Annotated in this window: 14 protein-coding genes; 11 read left to right on the forward strand and 3 right to left on the reverse strand. The window is 59.6% G+C overall.

The window, feature by feature from the left end; genetic code table 11:
• The first annotated feature begins 2 nt into the window (after positions 1–2).
• The 5 genes from NOX35_RS04060 (at position 3) to NOX35_RS04080 (ending at position 6087) form a co-directional block, all read left to right on the forward strand.
• Positions 3–626: a c-type cytochrome gene (locus NOX35_RS04060; protein WP_182285668.1), complete on the forward strand. Its 624-nt coding sequence runs from the start codon at positions 3–5 to the stop codon at positions 624–626.
• A gap of 130 nt (positions 627–756) precedes the next feature.
• Positions 757–2937, forward strand: a complete 2181-nt coding sequence (locus tag NOX35_RS04065) for a cytochrome c biogenesis protein ResB (RefSeq protein ID WP_256495828.1) — start codon at positions 757–759, stop codon at positions 2935–2937.
• The gene (gene ccsB, locus NOX35_RS04070) at positions 2934–4268 is read left to right on the forward strand and encodes a c-type cytochrome biogenesis protein CcsB (RefSeq protein WP_003058739.1); all 1335 of its coding nucleotides are present in this window, start codon (positions 2934–2936) and stop codon (positions 4266–4268) included. The genes NOX35_RS04065 and ccsB overlap by 4 nt, the downstream gene beginning before the upstream one ends.
• Positions 4269–4462: 194 nt before the next feature.
• A complete protein-coding gene (gene msrP / locus NOX35_RS04075; protein ID WP_182285670.1) occupies positions 4463–5455 on the forward strand; it encodes a protein-methionine-sulfoxide reductase catalytic subunit MsrP in 993 nt (330 codons plus the stop codon).
• Complete coding sequence (locus NOX35_RS04080) at positions 5455–6087, forward strand: sulfite oxidase heme-binding subunit YedZ (RefSeq protein ID WP_182285671.1); 633 nt, start codon at positions 5455–5457, stop codon at positions 6085–6087. Before msrP ends, NOX35_RS04080 begins: the two co-directional genes overlap by 1 nt.
• Here the strand turns inward: NOX35_RS04080 and NOX35_RS04085 are convergent.
• Together NOX35_RS04085 and NOX35_RS04090 are read right to left on the reverse strand one after the other, a co-directional pair.
• Positions 6051–6878, reverse strand: a complete 828-nt coding sequence (locus tag NOX35_RS04085) for an MBL fold metallo-hydrolase (protein ID WP_182285672.1) — start codon at positions 6876–6878, stop codon at positions 6051–6053. The genes NOX35_RS04080 and NOX35_RS04085 overlap by 37 nt on opposite strands.
• 74 nt (positions 6879–6952) lie before the next feature.
• Positions 6953–7201: a lipoprotein gene (locus tag NOX35_RS04090; RefSeq protein WP_182285673.1), complete on the reverse strand. Its 249-nt coding sequence runs from the start codon at positions 7199–7201 to the stop codon at positions 6953–6955.
• 12 nt (positions 7202–7213) lie between these two features.
• Between NOX35_RS04090 and cyaY the strand changes: the two genes are divergently transcribed.
• Complete coding sequence (cyaY, locus tag NOX35_RS04095) at positions 7214–7555, forward strand: iron donor protein CyaY (protein ID WP_003061987.1); 342 nt, start codon at positions 7214–7216, stop codon at positions 7553–7555.
• A 67-nt stretch (positions 7556–7622) separates the two neighbouring features.
• On the opposite strand, the gene NOX35_RS04100 is transcribed toward cyaY, so the two are convergent.
• Entirely contained in the window at positions 7623–9953 is a 2331-nt protein-coding gene (locus NOX35_RS04100; RefSeq protein ID WP_182285674.1) for a penicillin-binding protein 1A, read from the reverse strand.
• A gap of 349 nt (positions 9954–10302) precedes the next feature.
• On the opposite strand from NOX35_RS04100, the gene NOX35_RS04105 reads away from it, so the two are divergent.
• Genes NOX35_RS04105 through pilQ form a run of 5 tightly spaced genes read left to right on the forward strand, consistent with a single transcriptional unit; the run spans position 10303 to position 15335 of the window.
• On the forward strand, positions 10303–11385 hold the full coding sequence (locus NOX35_RS04105; protein ID WP_371878519.1) for a pilus assembly protein PilM: 1083 nt from the start codon (positions 10303–10305) through the stop codon (positions 11383–11385).
• Entirely contained in the window at positions 11382–11993 is a 612-nt protein-coding gene (locus NOX35_RS04110) for a PilN domain-containing protein (protein WP_182285675.1), read from the forward strand. The genes NOX35_RS04105 and NOX35_RS04110 overlap by 4 nt, the downstream gene beginning before the upstream one ends.
• A complete protein-coding gene (locus tag NOX35_RS04115; protein WP_182285676.1) occupies positions 11993–12667 on the forward strand; it encodes a type 4a pilus biogenesis protein PilO in 675 nt (224 codons plus the stop codon). The genes NOX35_RS04110 and NOX35_RS04115 overlap by 1 nt, the downstream gene beginning before the upstream one ends.
• The gene (locus NOX35_RS04120) at positions 12664–13215 is read left to right on the forward strand and encodes a pilus assembly protein PilP (RefSeq protein ID WP_182285677.1); all 552 of its coding nucleotides are present in this window, start codon (positions 12664–12666) and stop codon (positions 13213–13215) included. Before NOX35_RS04115 ends, NOX35_RS04120 begins: the two co-directional genes overlap by 4 nt.
• Complete coding sequence (gene pilQ, locus NOX35_RS04125; RefSeq protein ID WP_182285678.1) at positions 13212–15335, forward strand: type IV pilus secretin PilQ; 2124 nt, start codon at positions 13212–13214, stop codon at positions 15333–15335. The genes NOX35_RS04120 and pilQ overlap by 4 nt, the downstream gene beginning before the upstream one ends.
• The last annotated feature ends 105 nt before the right edge of the window (positions 15336–15440 follow it).

A 15440-nucleotide genomic window follows, 5' to 3' on the forward strand; every position in this document is an offset into this window, starting at 1 on the left:
ATATGAAGTTGCTTGCCTCTTTGCTGACTGCTGCCATTTTCGCAGCACCTGCCTTCCCCGCATTTTCGGCGGGAGAAACACCTGTGAAGGCGGATGCTGCCAAAGGGCAAGCCAGTTATGGGGCGGTTTGCGCCGCCTGTCATGCCGCAGACGGCAATTCCACCATTCCCCTGCAGCCCAAGCTGGCCGGCCAGCACCCCGAGTATCTGGTCAAACAGCTGCGCGAGTTCAAGGATGGCAAGCGCAATGACCCGGTGATGAAGGGCTTCGCCGCCACGCTCAGCGATGGCGACATGCAGAACATTGCGGCCTGGCTGCATACCCAGGCACCCAAGAACGGCTTCTCCAAGGACAAGGACTCCATTGCCCTGGGCGAACGCATTTACCGCGGCGGCATTCAGGAGCGCCAGATTGCCGCCTGCGCGAGCTGCCACAGTCCCAACGGCTCCGGCATCCCGGCACAGTACCCGCGTCTGTCGGGGCAGCATGCGGAATACACCATGAAGTCGTTGACGGATTTCCGCGACGGCAAGCGCAGCAATAGCATTCCCATGGCCCAGGTTGCTGCCAAGCTTAATGATCGCGAAATCAAGGCCGTGGCAGACTATATAGCTGGCTTGCGTTAAAAATCCTTTTCATCAGATGCGCGGGTGACTCCGGGAACTTTCAGGCATCTGGCACCCCCCAAGTCAGGCGGGCCCATCGGCTAGTTCAGCAGATGGCCCGCCTTTTTGCGTTCGGCTCTATCTCATCCTCATGTCAGACCTTCCACTTCGCGATCGTGACTCCTCTCGCTCACAGGCAGTGCGCGCGACTCTGGAGTTGCTGGCCTCCATGCGCTTTGCGATTTCACTGCTCACGGTGATCTGCATCGCATCGGTCATCGGCACGGTGCTCAAGCAACATGAACCGCTGGTCAACTATGTCAACCAGTTCGGTCCCTTCTGGGCGCAGCTGTTTCTGGCACTCAAGCTCAATGCGGTCTATAGCGCCTGGTGGTTTCTGCTGATTCTGGCCTTCCTGGTCATCAGCACCTCGTTGTGCGTGAGCCGCCATGCACCCAAATATCTGGCCGATATCCGCAATTACAAGGAGAACCTCCGCGAGCAAAGCCTCAAGGCTTTCCACCATCGCGCCGAGGCCGATGTGGCTGGCAGCACCGAAGAGGCGGCCAAGCGCATCGGCCAGCAACTGGTGTCTGGCGGCTGGAAGGTCAAGATGCAGCAGCGCGACACGGCGGCCGGGCCCGGTACCGGCTGGATGCTGGCAGCCAAGGCCGGCGCGGCCAACAAGCTGGGCTATATCGCAGCGCATTGCGCGATCGTGCTGATCTGTATTGGCGGTCTGTTTGACGGCGATCTCATCGTGCGGGCCCAGATGCTGCTGGGCGGCAAAACGCCTTATACCGGTGGCGGCATGATCTCGGATGTGGCACCGGAGCATCGTCTGTCGATCAAGAATCCGACCTTCCGGGGCAACCTCATGGTGTCCGAAGGCACGCAGTCCGGTACTGCCATCCTGAATCAATCGGATGGCATCTTGCTGCAAGATCTGCCATTTTCGGTAGAGCTCAAGAAATTCATCGTGGAGTACTACTCCACCGGCATGCCCAAGCTGTTTGCCAGCGATATAGTGATTCACGACCGCGCCACGGGCGAGAAGCTGGAAAAGCGCGTGGAAGTGAACCATCCGGCCAGCTACAAGGGCATCGAGATCTACCAGAGCAGCTTCGATGACGGCGGCTCCAGCGTCAAGCTCCATGCCGTGCCCATGGATGGCGTCTCCCAGCCCTTCGACGTGGAGGGCGTGATCGGCAACTCCACCGAGTTCGTGCGCAAGCTGGCCGATGGCCAGCAGGACAAGGTGACGCTGGAGTACACGGCGCTGCGCACCATCAATGTGGAGAACTTCGGCGGCCAGGACAAGGGCGGCGCCGGCACCAATGTGCGCAAGGTCGACCTGAAGCAGGCCATCGACGAGCGTCTGGGCGCAGCCCACAAGACCACGGACAAAAAGGATTTGCGCAATATCGGCCCCAGCGTGGGCTACAAGCTGCGCGATGCCTCGGGTCAGGCGCGCGAGTTCCAGAACTATATGCTGCCCGTGGACACGGGCGAGGGCCAGCCCGTCTTCCTGCTTGGCGTGCGTGAGAACCAGGCCGACCAGATGCGCTATCTGCGCGTGCCTGCCGATCCTGAAGGCACGATGAACACCTTTATGCAGCTGCGTCAGGCCATGCAGAACAAGGCCCAGGCCGAGAAGGCGGCGCGCGCCTATGTGCAGCGTGCGGTCGATGTCTCCAGGCCCGAACTGGCCGAGCCGCTGACGCAGTCCGCGCTCAAGGCGCTGGAGCTATTCGCCGGTCAGGACCGCAAGCTCAAGGGTCCTGACGGCCGCCAGCTGGGTGGTCTGCAGGCGATATCGGACTTCATGGACAGCAATGTGCCCGAGGCCGAGCGCGAGCGCGCCGGCGAGGTGCTGGTGCGGATTCTGAATGGCGTGCTGTTCGAGCTGGCCCAGCAGGTGCGCCAGCAGGCGGGGCTCAAGCCTTTCGAGAACGACGAAAAGACCCAGGCCTTCATGACGCAATCGGTGTTCTCGCTCAGCGACGCGCAGTTCTACCCGGCGCCCGTGGTCTTCATGCTGCAGGACTTCAAGCAGGTCCAGGCCAGCGTGTTCCAGGTGGCGCGTGCCCCTGGTAAAAACATTGTTTACCTGGGTTGCCTCTTCCTGATCATCGGCGTTTTTGCCATGCTGTACGTGCGTGACCGCCGCATCTGGATCTGGCTGACCCCAGCGAACGGTGGCAGCCATGCGAACATGGCCTTGTCCACCAACCGCAAGACCATGGATGGCGACCGCGAGTTCGTCATGCTGGCCGACAAGCTGATCGGGGCCAAGCCCTTACAAAAGAAGACTCCCGGAGGTTCTGTATGAACACCGCAACCACGACATTGACTCTGAACGAAGGCTATTTTGCCCGCCGCAACTGGTTTGACTGGTTGTTCGCGGTTGTGGTGGCCGTGGGCCTGGGCTATGCGCTGCAGCGCTACGCCGCCTATATGGATGTGTATGAGAAGGGCATTTTGCTGGCGACCATCCCGGCCATGATCTGGATGGGCTGGTTCTGGCGCCCGCTGGCGGTGCTGATGCTGACCGTGGCCGGCTTCTCGCTGATGGCCATCGGTCTGTACCAGGGAGGAGATGGCGGCGAACTGGCACGATCGGAGACCGTCTTCGGCCTGAAGTACTTCCTCTCCAGCCAGTCCGCCATCCTCTGGATGAGCATGGTGTTCTTCATCAGCACGGCGTTCTACTGGATAGGCGTGTTTGCCAAGGGCGAGCGCTCGGTGATGTCGCTGCTGGGCTCGCGCCTGGCCTGGCTGGCCGTCGCCATGGCGCTGATCGGCACCATGGTGCGCTGGTACGAGAGCTATCTGCTGGGTCCGGACATCGGCCATATCCCTGTCAGCAATCTCTACGAAGTGTTCGTCATGTTCTGCTGGATGACGGCCATCTTCTATCTGTACTACGAGCAGCATTACGACACGCGTGCCCTGGGTGGCTTTGTGATGCTGGTGGTCAGCGCGGCCGTGGGCTTTCTGCTCTGGTACACGCTGGTGCGCCAGGCCCATGAGATTCAGCCCCTGGTGCCTGCTCTCAAGAGCTGGTGGATGAAGCTGCATGTGCCAGCCAACTTCATAGGCTACGGCACGTTCGCGCTGTCGGCCATGGTGGCGTTTGCCTATCTGATCAAGCAGCAGGCCACCGAGACCAAGTGGTACAAGCTTGCGCCGCTGTGGCTGCTGGGCGTGGTCCTGTGCTTCGAGCCCATCGTCTTTCGCAAGGGTGCGACCGAGAACGGCGGCAGCTACTGGATGGTGTACTTCGGCATCTCGGCCCTGATCGTGGCCGGCATCCTGCTCTCGCGCAAGCGTATTGCGGCCCGCCTGCCTTCGTTCGAGATCCTGGACGACGTGATGTACAAGGCCATCGCCGTGGGCTTTGCCTTTTTCACCATCGCCACCGTGCTCGGCGCTCTGTGGGCGGCCGAGGCCTGGGGCGGCTACTGGAGCTGGGACCCCAAGGAAACCTGGGCGCTGATCGTCTGGCTCAACTACGCCGCCTGGCTGCATATGCGCCTGATGAAGGGCCTGCGCGGCACGGTGTCCGCCTGGTGGGCGCTGGCGGGTCTGGCCGTCACCACCTTTGCTTTCCTGGGCGTGAACATGTTTCTGTCGGGGCTGCATAGCTACGGCGAGCTGTAGGCTTCGCACCAGACGCTCCAAAATACAGGAGCTGCTTGCTCTGACTGAATAAGGATTTCAGGTTGAAAACAATCTGAAATCTTTGATCATCAAGCGTGAGCAGCTCCTTTTTTATTAAGAAGTTCGGAGGAACTTTGCTGACGCAGGGGGCGTCCAAATCGCACTACTCTTGATCGTCGTTTGGGAGCATTCCTATGCTGATACGTCACCGCAACCAAGGCTTCGAGCATCCACTGGGCAGCGAGATCACGCCTCGGACCCAATACCTGCAGCGTCGGGACTTTCTGCAGACCCTGGCCATGGGGGCGGCGGGTGCGACCCTGGCCGGCTGGGCCGGCCGTGACGCGCTGGCTGCGGCCGATCGCGTGCATCTGCCCGCCCTGAAGGGCGTGGCCAGCAAGGTGGCCGGCGCCATGACCGTGGAGGCGACCACCAGCTACCAGGATGTGACCAGCTACAACAACTACTACGAGTTCGGTCTGGACAAGGACGAGCCCGCACGCAATGCGCACACGCTCAAGACCCGGCCCTGGACGGTGCGCATAGAAGGTCTGGTGCAGAAGCCGCAGACCCTGGACATCGACAGCCTGCTCAAGCTCGCGCCCATGGAAGAGCGCATCTACCGCCTGCGCTGCGTGGAGGGCTGGTCCATGGTCATCCCCTGGGTGGGCTACTCGCTGTCCGAGCTGCTGAAGAAAGTGCAGCCGCTCTCAGGCGCCAAGTATGTGGAATTCGTCACCCTGGCCGACAAGGCCCAGATGCCCGGACTCAGAAGCGGTGTGCTGGACTGGCCGTATACCGAAGGCTTGCGGCTGGATGAGGCCATGCACCCGCTGACGCTGCTGGCCTTCGGCATGTATGGCGAGGTTCTGCCCAATCAGAATGGTGCGCCGCTGCGCCTGGTCGTGCCCTGGAAATATGGTTTCAAGAGTGCCAAGTCGCTGGTGGCGATCCGCCTGACCGACAAGGAGCCGGGCACGGCCTGGAACAAGGCGGCACGCAACGAGTACGGCTTTTATTCCAATGTGAATCCCGAGGTCGATCATCCGCGCTGGAGCCAGGCCACCGAGCGGCGCATCGGCGAGGGCGGGCTGTTCGCCAAGCGCCGCAAGACCCTGCTGTTCAACGGCTATGGCGATCAGGTGGCGTCGCTGTATGCGGGCATGGACCTGAAGAAGTTCTACTGATGCAGGCCTGGTTGCTCAGGCCCTGGGCCAAGCCGCTGGTCTTCACGCTGTGCCTGCTGCCTTGCGCATGGCTGTTCTATGCGGCGTTCACCGACGGGCTGGGGGCCAATCCGGCCGAAGCCCTGTTGCGCAGCACGGGTGACTGGACCCTGCGTTTTCTCTGCATCGTGCTGGCGGTGACGCCGCTGCGCCAGATCAGCGGCTGGAATCTGCTGGTGCGCTACCGGCGCATGCTGGGCTTGTACGTATTCTTCTACGCCTGCCTGCACCTGCTTTGCTATGCCTGGTTCGACATGGGGCTGGACTGGGGCGATATCGTGGCCGATATTCCCAAGCGTCCATTCATTCTGGTGGGTTTCAGCACCTGGCTGCTGCTGCTGGTGCTGGCCGTCACCTCGCCCAGGTTCATGCTCAGGGCTCTGGGCGGCAAGCGCTGGCAGTGGCTGCACCGCGCCATCTATGTGGCGGTGCCGCTGGCCTTGCTGCATTTTTTCTGGATGCGCGCCGGCAAGAACAACTTTGCCGAGGTGGCCGTCTATGCGGCCATTCTCGCTAGCTTGCTTGGCTGGCGAGTGCTGCGTGCACTCAGAGGCAATCAACCGGCCACGGCGCGCAAGGGCGGACGTACCTGACGCGATACCGGGTCGATCTCCGCTGAAGGCAGCTGGTAAGCGCGCTGGTCGAACAGGTCGATTCCGCATTGCAGGCCTTCGAGCCAGTTGAACAGATCGCCAATCGCCTGTTTGCCCATGATGGGTGCGCCATGCTGGGGCACGATCATGTCTATGGGCAACTGTCGTGCCATCTGCACCCACAGCCTCAGAATCTTGTTGGAGACCATGTAGCGACGGTGAAAGCCTTCCATGCGCGAGATATGGGGAGCGAGGTCGGTGACGGGCTTCTGCGCTTCTGCTCCGGTGGTCAGTGAGACGCCCAGATCGCCCGTGAACAGAATCTTGCTGATGGGGTCGTAGAAGTGGAAGTTGCCCTCGGCATGGAGAAAATGCGCGGGCAGCAGCACCAGCTCGGTATTGCCCAAGGGCAGGCGTCCGCCCGAGTCCGGTACGCCGATGACGCGGTTTTCCGTCTTGCCCACCTTGGTGAAGTGCGGTGCAAAGCGCTCCCAGATGCGCGAGATGACCAGTTGTGCGCGGGTGCTGCTCATCCAGCGATCCAGCGAGGCAATGATGTCCGGGTCGGCATGCGAGGCAATCAGATAGGCCAGCTTCTGCGGTGGGAAATGCCGCGACATGCCCATGAACAGCTCGTTGAAAGCCAGGTTGCCACCGGGATCAATGATGGCGCCCGTGCCGTTGTCCACGATCAGGAACTGGTTGGCCTGAATGGCCTGACCGTCCTCCTCGATGAGGTCGGTGAACATCAGACAGACGTGGTTTTTGTCGCGATAGAGCTCAATGGACATGGCAGTTTGTCAAAGGACAAGATGCCATCACTCTAGAGAGTAAGTCCGGAGACCATGTTGACGTGCATCAAGCCTCAGGGCTTGGCATCGGTCTGGGGCATTTCGTCAGCCTCGATCGGCGTGGCTTTCGCTGCGGGTTTTGCGGCACTGGAGGGCTTGGTGGAAATGCCCAGTGTCTCGGGCAGCGTGGCACGACCCTGAGCCGCAGGATCTGTAGGCAGATAGAGCGGGCCTTTTTGCCCGCAGGCGGAAAGTGCTGCCAGGGACGCCGCACAAGCCGCAAGGGCAATGCTCCTGACTAAAATTTGGTTGGCTTTCAACATGGGCAAATTGTAATGACTGACCTTGAATATCTGGACCGCGCCGACCAACTTCTGCTGGCTGTGGAGCAATGCTGTGATCGCATCAATGACGAAACCGATGCCGACCTTGATGCCCAGCGCGTGGGTGGCATGGTGACTTTGGTGTTTGCCAATCGCAGCCAGATTGTCATCAACCAGCAAAAGCCCCTGCATGAAATCTGGCTGGCGGCCAAGGCTGGCGGCTTTCACTATCGTTTTGACGAAGACAAGAAAGTCTGGCTGGACACCAAGGGGGCTGGCGAGTTCTTTGCCAATCTGACGCAATATGCGAGCGAGCAGTCGGGCATGGCTCTGGAGTTCAAGGCCCTGGCCTGAACATTCAGGGTGCTGGAATAAAAAAAGCCTGCCTCGATGAGAGGCAGGCTTTTTGTTGTTGGAGGACTTAGTTTCTGAACAGGTCCAGAATGCGGCTGCGCTCCTCTGCGGCCGGAGGCTGGGTGGCACCCGGGCCAGCGTTGCCAGGATCGGAGACGCCTTCCATGCCGAGGCTGGAGACGCCGCCGTTGCGAGCGTTCTCTTCGTAATACCAGTCGCCGCCCATATTGACCACGCCAGGCGGGGTTTGTACTTCGGCGACGGGGACGCCCTTGAGCGCATGCTGCATGAAATTGATCCAGATGGGCAGGCTTAGGCCGCCACCGGTTTCGCGCGAGCCCAGGTTGCGCGGGGTGTCGTAGCCAATCCAGGAGACAGCGGCAATGCTGGGCTGGTAGCCAGCAAACCAGGCGTCCACCGAGTCATTGGTGGTGCCGGTCTTGCCATACAGGTCGGGGCGCTTGAGTGTGGCCTGCGCACGTGCAGCCGTACCCACGCGTGCCACATCGTTGAGCAGCGTTCCGGTGAGGAAGGCATTGCGCTCGGGAATGGCCTGGGGCAGCTCTTTGACCGCAGGTGGAGTGAACTCGGAGAGGATGCGACCCTTGTGGTCGGTCACGCGGGCAATCAGCCAGGGGTTGATTCGATGGCCTCCGTTGGCAAACACCGAATAGGCTCCCGCCATCTGCAGCGGCGTGACCGAGCCGGCGCCCAGGGCCATGGTCAGGTAGGCGGGCTGCTTGGCGGCGTCGAAGCCAAAGCGCGTCGCCCATTCCTGCCCGGTCTTGGGGCCGATGGCCTGCAGCAAGCGGATGGAGATCATGTTCTTGGACTTGTTCAAGCCCGTGCGCATGGTCATGGGGCCGTCGTAGCGGCCATCGTAGTTCTTGGGCTCCCAGGGCTGACCACCGGTGGTTGCTGCACTGAAGAAGATCGGTGCGTCGTTGATCATGGTGGAAGGCGAGAAGCCGTGTTCCAGCGCCGCAGAGTAGATGAAGGGCTTGAAGCTGGAGCCGGGCTGGCGCCAGGCCTGGGTCACGTGGTTGAACTTGTTCTTTTCGAAGTCGAAACCACCGATTAGCGCGCGGATGGCGCCGGTTTGCGTGGACATGGCCACAAAAGCGCCCTCGACTTCGGGTAGCTGGGTGATTTCCCAGGCTCCCTTGGAGTTCTTGATGGCGCGGATCACGGCGCCGGGGCGGATCTTGATATTGGGCGGTGCCTTGGGGCTGAGGCCTGATTCTGCGGGCTTGAGGTTGTCGCCGGTGATCTCGAAATGGGTACCGTCCGCACGGGCCGCGACGATCTTGCGAGGCGATGCTTCCAGCACCACGGCCGCAACCACATCGCCGTTGTCGGGATGGTTGGCCAGGGCATCGTCGATGGCGTCTTCCAGCTCCTGAGCGTTGCTGGGCAGAGTGATGAACTTCTCGGGGCCGCGGTACTTCTGGCGGCGTTCGTAGTTCATGATGCCTTCGCGCAAAGCCTTGTAGGCGGCCTCTTGTTCACCGGCATTGAGGGTGGTGTAGACGTTCAGGCCGCGGGTATAGGCATCGCTGCCGTATTGGGCAAAGATCAGTTGACGGGCCATTTCGGCCACGTACTCTGCATGCACGCGGGTCGAATTGGCGGCAGTACGCAGCTTGAGAGGCTCTTCGCGGGCCTGCTTGGCCTGCTCTGCGGTGATGAAACCGTTTTCCTCCATGCGCTCGATGATGTAGAGCTGGCGGATGCGAGCGCGTTTGGGGTTGCTGATCGGGTTGTAGGCCGATGGAGCCTTGGGCAGGCCGGCCAGCATGGCGGCTTCGGCCACCGTGATGTCCTTGAGCGGATGGCCGAAGTAGGCTTCGCAGGCAGCTGCAAAGCCATAGGCACGGTTGCCAAGGAAAATCTGGTTCATGTAGATCTCGAGGATCTGCTCCTTGGTGAGCAAGTGCTCAAGCTTGAAGGTCAGCAGGATTTCGTAGATCTTGCGGGTGTAGGTCTTCTCGGAAGAGAGGTAGACATTGCGCGCGACCTGCATGGTGATGGTGGAGGCCCCCTGGCTCTTGACCTTGCCCAGGTTGGCCAGCGCAGCACGCAGCATGCCCTTATAGTCCACGCCGCCATGCTCGAAGAAGCGCGTGTCTTCGATGGCCAGCACCGCATCCGTCATGACCTTGGGGATCTCGTTGATGGGGGTCAGGGTGCGGCGCTCTTCTCCGAATTCGCCAAGCAGTGCTCCTTCGCTGGAATACACGCGCAGCGGCAGCTTGGGGCGGTAGTCTGCGAGCTCGGAGACATCGGGGAGGTTGGGATAGGCCATGGCCAGTGCCACGGCCACGGCCAGCAACACCGCCAGGGCCGCGGCGACGGCAAGTCCGATCAGCCAGAAAATGGAGCGCGGCAACCAGTGCATGCGTTTTTTAGGAGTTTGGGAGCCAGGCGCAGGAGCCTGGTGGGCAGAATGTTCTGATGGCGGCATTTCGCAGTATTGGCAAGGGGTAGGGCATTATAGAAATGCCGCCCAGAAAAGCATCGTGGCGGCCGGGTGGAGGCCGCGCTTTGGTCGAATCCTAAGTCACAGGGTAAGTACCACTGGGGGCAAAGGGTAGCTTTCTTGTTGTTTGACGTTACACAAGTTTGTCTTTTTTTGACCACGAAATATGGTGCAAAGCGCTGCTGCAAAGCATGTGCTGCTATAGCTTGCTGCTAGGATCCCAGGGTATTGCTGGCTTTTGTTTCCATTCTTACAAACCTGGGGGGGCATGTTGATTGCTCTGAGTTCTTTATTCAGCCGTCAGCCTGCACCTTTGCTTGGCATTGATGTCAGCTCCTCCAGCGTGAAGCTGGTCGAGCTGGCCAAAAGCAAATCCGGCGAGTGGCAATTGGAGCGTTGTGCGATCGAGCCGCTTGAAAAAGGCTGGATCACCGACGGCAATATTGAGAAATTCGATGAAGTGGCTGAGGCGGTGCGCCGCCTGGTCAAGAAAAGCGGAACGCGTACCAAGCAGGTCGCCATGGCCTTGCCCGCCGCAGCCGTGATCACCAAGAAGATCACCCTGCCATCCGGTTTGACCGAGCTGGAAATGGAGGTCCAGGTCGAGTCCGAAGCCAACCAGTACATTCCGTTCTCGCTCGACGAAGTGAGTCTGGATTTCTGCGTCATAGGGCCTTCGCTGGTGTCGCCCGGCGACGTGGATGTGCTGATCGCTGCATCGCGCAAGGAAAAAGTGCAGGACCGCCAGGGCCTGGCCGAGGCGGCCGGTCTCAAGCCCATCGTGATCGATATCGAGCCCTATGCCGCCCGGATGGCTGCCACGCGTCTGGTGTCGCGTTTGCCCAATGCCGGGCGTGACGCCATTGTTGCGTTGTTCGAAGTGGGGGCCATGACCACCAGCATGCAGGTGCTTCGCAACGAGGAAGTGCTGTATGAGCGAGATCAGGCATTTGGCGGCGCGCAACTGACACAGCTGATTGCACGCCAGTATGGGTTTTCTCCGGAAGAAGCAGAGGCCAAGAAGCGCAGCGGCGAATTGCCGGACGACTACGCGGCTGGTGTGCTCAAGCCCTTCGTGCAAAGCCTGACCCAGGAGGTGGCGCGAGCATTGCAGTTCTTCTTCACGAGTACTCCCTATAACCGCGTCGATCATGTTTTGCTGGCAGGTGGATCGTCGTCCCTGCCGGGGCTGGTGGAGGCCGTCAGCCAGCAGACCGGATGTGCCTGCAGTCTTGCCAATCCTTTCGAAGGCATGGAAATTGGCAGCGGCGTGCGTCTGAAGAAGATGGCACGTGAAGCGCCGTCCTATCTGACCTCTTGCGGTTTGGCCATGCGGAGGTTTCAAGAGTGATACTGATTAACCTTTTACCGCACCGCGAAGCAGCCAAGAAGCGCCGTAAAGAAGCGTTTCAGGTGAATATGGTGCTGGGCGCACTGGGTGGACTGCTGATCGCAGCACTGATTTACTGGTACTTCCAGATGATGATCGAGGGCCAGCAGAACAAGAACAATCTGCTGCGCTCCGAAATCAAGGTCCTGGAAACACAGATCAAGGAAATCGAGGGGCTCGAGGCCGAAATCACCGCTCTGCGTGCACGACAGAAGGCGGTGGAGGATCTCCAGTCCGACCGCAATCTGCCGGTATACATGCTCAATGAGCTGGTCAAGCAACTGCCGGACGGTGTCTACATCAGCAGCATCAAGCAAGAAGGCCTGTCGGTGACCATGCAGGGAACTGCGCAGTCGAATGAGCGTATTTCCGAGATGCTGCGCAATCTTACGGATGGCTCGTCCTGGTTCTCCAAGCCTGAGTTGATGGAAATTGTGGCCAAGACGGTTGATGTGACTGCCAAGGATAAGCGCCGTGCAGCTGCATTCACATTGCGCTTCAATCTGACCAGGGCCAGCGATGCGGAGAAAAATCTGCTTGCTGCAAGCTCTTCTGTGAAGGCGCAGTAATGGCAAAAAAGAAGAAATCTCTGGACATCGACTTCGCTGCATTGCAAGAGAGAATTCAGCGCCAATTCCGGAATCTGGATCCCAATGACCCTTCGGTCTGGCCAGCCTTGCCCAAGGCACTGCTGTATGTTGCCGTTGCAGTCGCTGTCGCTGCCTTGCTGTGGTTCGTCATCCTGAAGGATTACGAAGCAGAGCTTGACGCCGAGCGTGCGACCGAGGTGACTCTGCGCGAAGACTATTCCAAGAAAATGGTCAAGGCAGTGAGCCTGGAGGGCTTGAAGAAGCAGCGCGAGCAGGTGCAGCAGTATGTGACGCAGCTGGAAAAGCAACTGCCCAGCAAGGCGGAGATGGCAGCTCTGCTTTCCGATATCAACCAGGCTGGCTTGGGACGTAGTCTGCAGTTTGAGGTATTCCGCCCTGGTGCCATGGTTACCAAGGAGTACTACGCCGAGCTGCCCATCACCCTGAAGGTGACGGGGCGTTATCACGACATCGGTGCTTTTGCCTCGGATATCGCTTTCCTGTCCCGTATCGTGACCTTGAACAATCTGTCCATCGCTCCGGGAAGCAAGGACACGGATGTGCTGTCCATGGATGCCACGGCACGCACATTCCGATATCTGGATGCGGACGAAGTCAAGGCGCAGCGCGACGCGGCCAAGAGGAAGAAATGAGCAGAGCATTCTTGAACCCTGTCTGGCTGGTCCTGATGAGCAGTGCTTTGCTGGCGGGCTGCACCTCCTCCGAGGAGGAGCAACTGCGTGAGTGGATGGCCCAGGAGCGAGCCAATGCCAGGCCTCGTGTGACTCCTCTGGAGGAGCCCAAGCCTTTCAAGCCTCAGGCCTATACAGGGGCTGATGGCATGGACCCCTTCAATCCTCTCAAGCTGATCCAGGTGCTGCGCAAGGAGTCTGCGCAATCCAACATCAGCACGGCTTTGCTCACGCCAGAGCTGAATCGCCGCAAGGAGCCGCTGGAGGCCGAGCCGCTGGACACCATGACCATGGTGGGCAGTCTCGACAAAAAGAACGTACCCACGGCCTTGGTCAAAGTCGGCGGTCTGCTCTATCAGGTGCGTGTCGGCAACTATCTGGGGCAGAACTACGGAAAGATCACCAAGATTACGGAAAACTCCATCCAGCTGAGAGAAATTGTCCAGGATGGCGGTGGTGACTGGATTGAAAGAACAAGCACTTTGGAGTTGCAGGAGGTTGGCAAATGATGGGTATTAATCGCAGCACTATGGCGAAGGCCCGTTGGGGTCTGACCCTGAGCGGCCTTTTGCTTTCTTCGGCAGCTTGGGCACAAGCCCGCATTGAGGCTGTTACAGGTGCTTTGCATTCAGGCTCCGAGGTCGTCCGTGTTGAGCTGTCCGAACCGCTGGCTGCAGACCCGACCGGATTCGTGGTTCAGTCTCCGGCGCGTATCGCTCTGGATTTTCCGGGTGTGAGCAATGGTTCGGGCAAGTCGTCGCTTGAATTCAATCAGGGCAATCTGCGTTCGGCAAATCTGGTGGAAGCATCGGGTCGCTCACGTCTGGTATTGAACCTGAAGACGGCTACGACCTATCGCTTGCAGCGCCAGGGCAAATCTCTGTTGATTTTGCTTGATCCCGCGGGTGCCGCGACAACTGCTGCAGCTGCGGCTCCTGTCATGGCTCCGGTGTTCGAGAACAAGACGGCCGCCTCTGATGCAGCTCCGATTCGCGGTATCGATTTTCGCCGTGGTAGCGACGGTTCCGGCCGGGTTGTTGTCAGCCTTGGCAGCAGCCAGGTGGGGGTGGATCTGCGACAGGAGGGCAAGGGCCTGACGGTGGATTTCCTGCGTACGGCCCTGCCTGAAGATTTGCGCAAGAAGCTCGATGTGGGAGATTTCGGTACGCCTGTGCAAACGATCTCGACCACCCAGCAAGGTGATCGTGTTCGGATGCGCATTGACCCTGTGGGTGACTGGGAGCACAGCGCTTACCAAAGTGACAATCAGTTCGTGGTGGAGGTGCGCCAGAAAAAGGTCGACACCAGCAAGTTGACCCAAGGCCCGGGCTACAGCGGCGAAAAGCTATCGCTCAATTTTCAGAATATCGAAGTGCGCTCTTTGCTGCAGGTCATTGCGGACTTCACCAACTTCAATATCGTCACCTCGGATACGGTGACAGGTGCCTTGACCCTGCGCCTGAAGGATGTGCCTTGGGACCAGGCACTTCAGATCATCATGGATGCCAAGGGGCTGGGCATGCGCAAGTCCGGCTCCGTGCTCTGGATCGCTCCCAAGGACGAGATTGACGCGCGTACCAAGCGTGACTATGAAGCGGCCATGGAAATCCAGAAGCTGGAGCCTTTGCGCACGCAAGGCTTTCAGCTCAACTATGCAAAAGCCGCAGACATTCTGCAGCAGATCACGACTTCGACAGGCGGCGGTGGTGCAGGCGGTACAGGATCCAGCACGCGCTTTCTGTCGTCGCGCGGCTCGGCCATTTCCGAGCCACGAACCAATCAGCTATTCGTGACGGACACGCCGACCAAGCTGGAAGAAATGAAGGCTTTGCTGGCAACGCTGGATGTGCCGGTACGCCAGGTCATGATCGAGGCCCGCATTGTCGAGGCGCGCGATACCTTTGGCCGTTCGCTGGGTGTGAAGTTCGGCGGAGGGGCTGTTGGCAGCAATGCCTCCATGACATCGTCTCAGTTTCTGCCTGGTAGTACTGGTAGTGGATCGGGATCAAGCACCAGATTCCCCAGTGGCAATTTTGTCAATTTGCCGGCCAGTATTTCAGGAATCAACACTGTGGGTCAGGTTGCATTCTCTGTCTTCAATAGCTCCATGTCGCGTTTTCTGTCCCTGGAGCTGTCCGCTCTGGAAGCCGAAGGCGATGGCAAGATCATCTCCAACCCCCGGCTGGTGACGGCAGACCAGAACAAGGCCTTGATCGAGCAAGGCACGGAATACCCATACTCCGTGACTGCGCCGAATGGCGCCACGACCATCTCGTTCAAGAAGGCCGTACTGAAACTGGAAGTGACTCCGCAGATCACTCCTGAAGGCGACATCATTCTGGATCTGGATGTGAACAAGGACAGCCGCGGCGAGACCACGACTCAGGGCGTCGCCATCGATACCAAGCATGTCAAGACCCAGGTGCTGGTCGAAAATGGCGGCACGGTGGTGATTGGCGGTATCTTTGAGATGGAGGAGACCAACCAGCTCAACAAGGTGCCGCTGTTCGGAGATCTGCCGGTATTGGGGCATTTGTTCCGCAGCAACACCAAGGCTTCGAGCAAGCGCGAAATGCTGGTTTTCATCACTCCCAAGATGCTGAGCCAGGTGCGCAGCACCAGCAAATAACTGTTATCAGTTTTTACATAGGGCCCGCACGAGTTGATGCGGGCCTTTTCATTTGTAATATCTGCGGGCTGCGAGAATCATGGGCTGGCCAGATTGGCGGATGAC

It is taken from the genome of Comamonas sp. C11 (assembly GCF_024496285.1).
In the GTDB taxonomy this organism is placed as follows: domain Bacteria; phylum Pseudomonadota; class Gammaproteobacteria; order Burkholderiales; family Burkholderiaceae_C; genus Comamonas; species Comamonas testosteroni_F.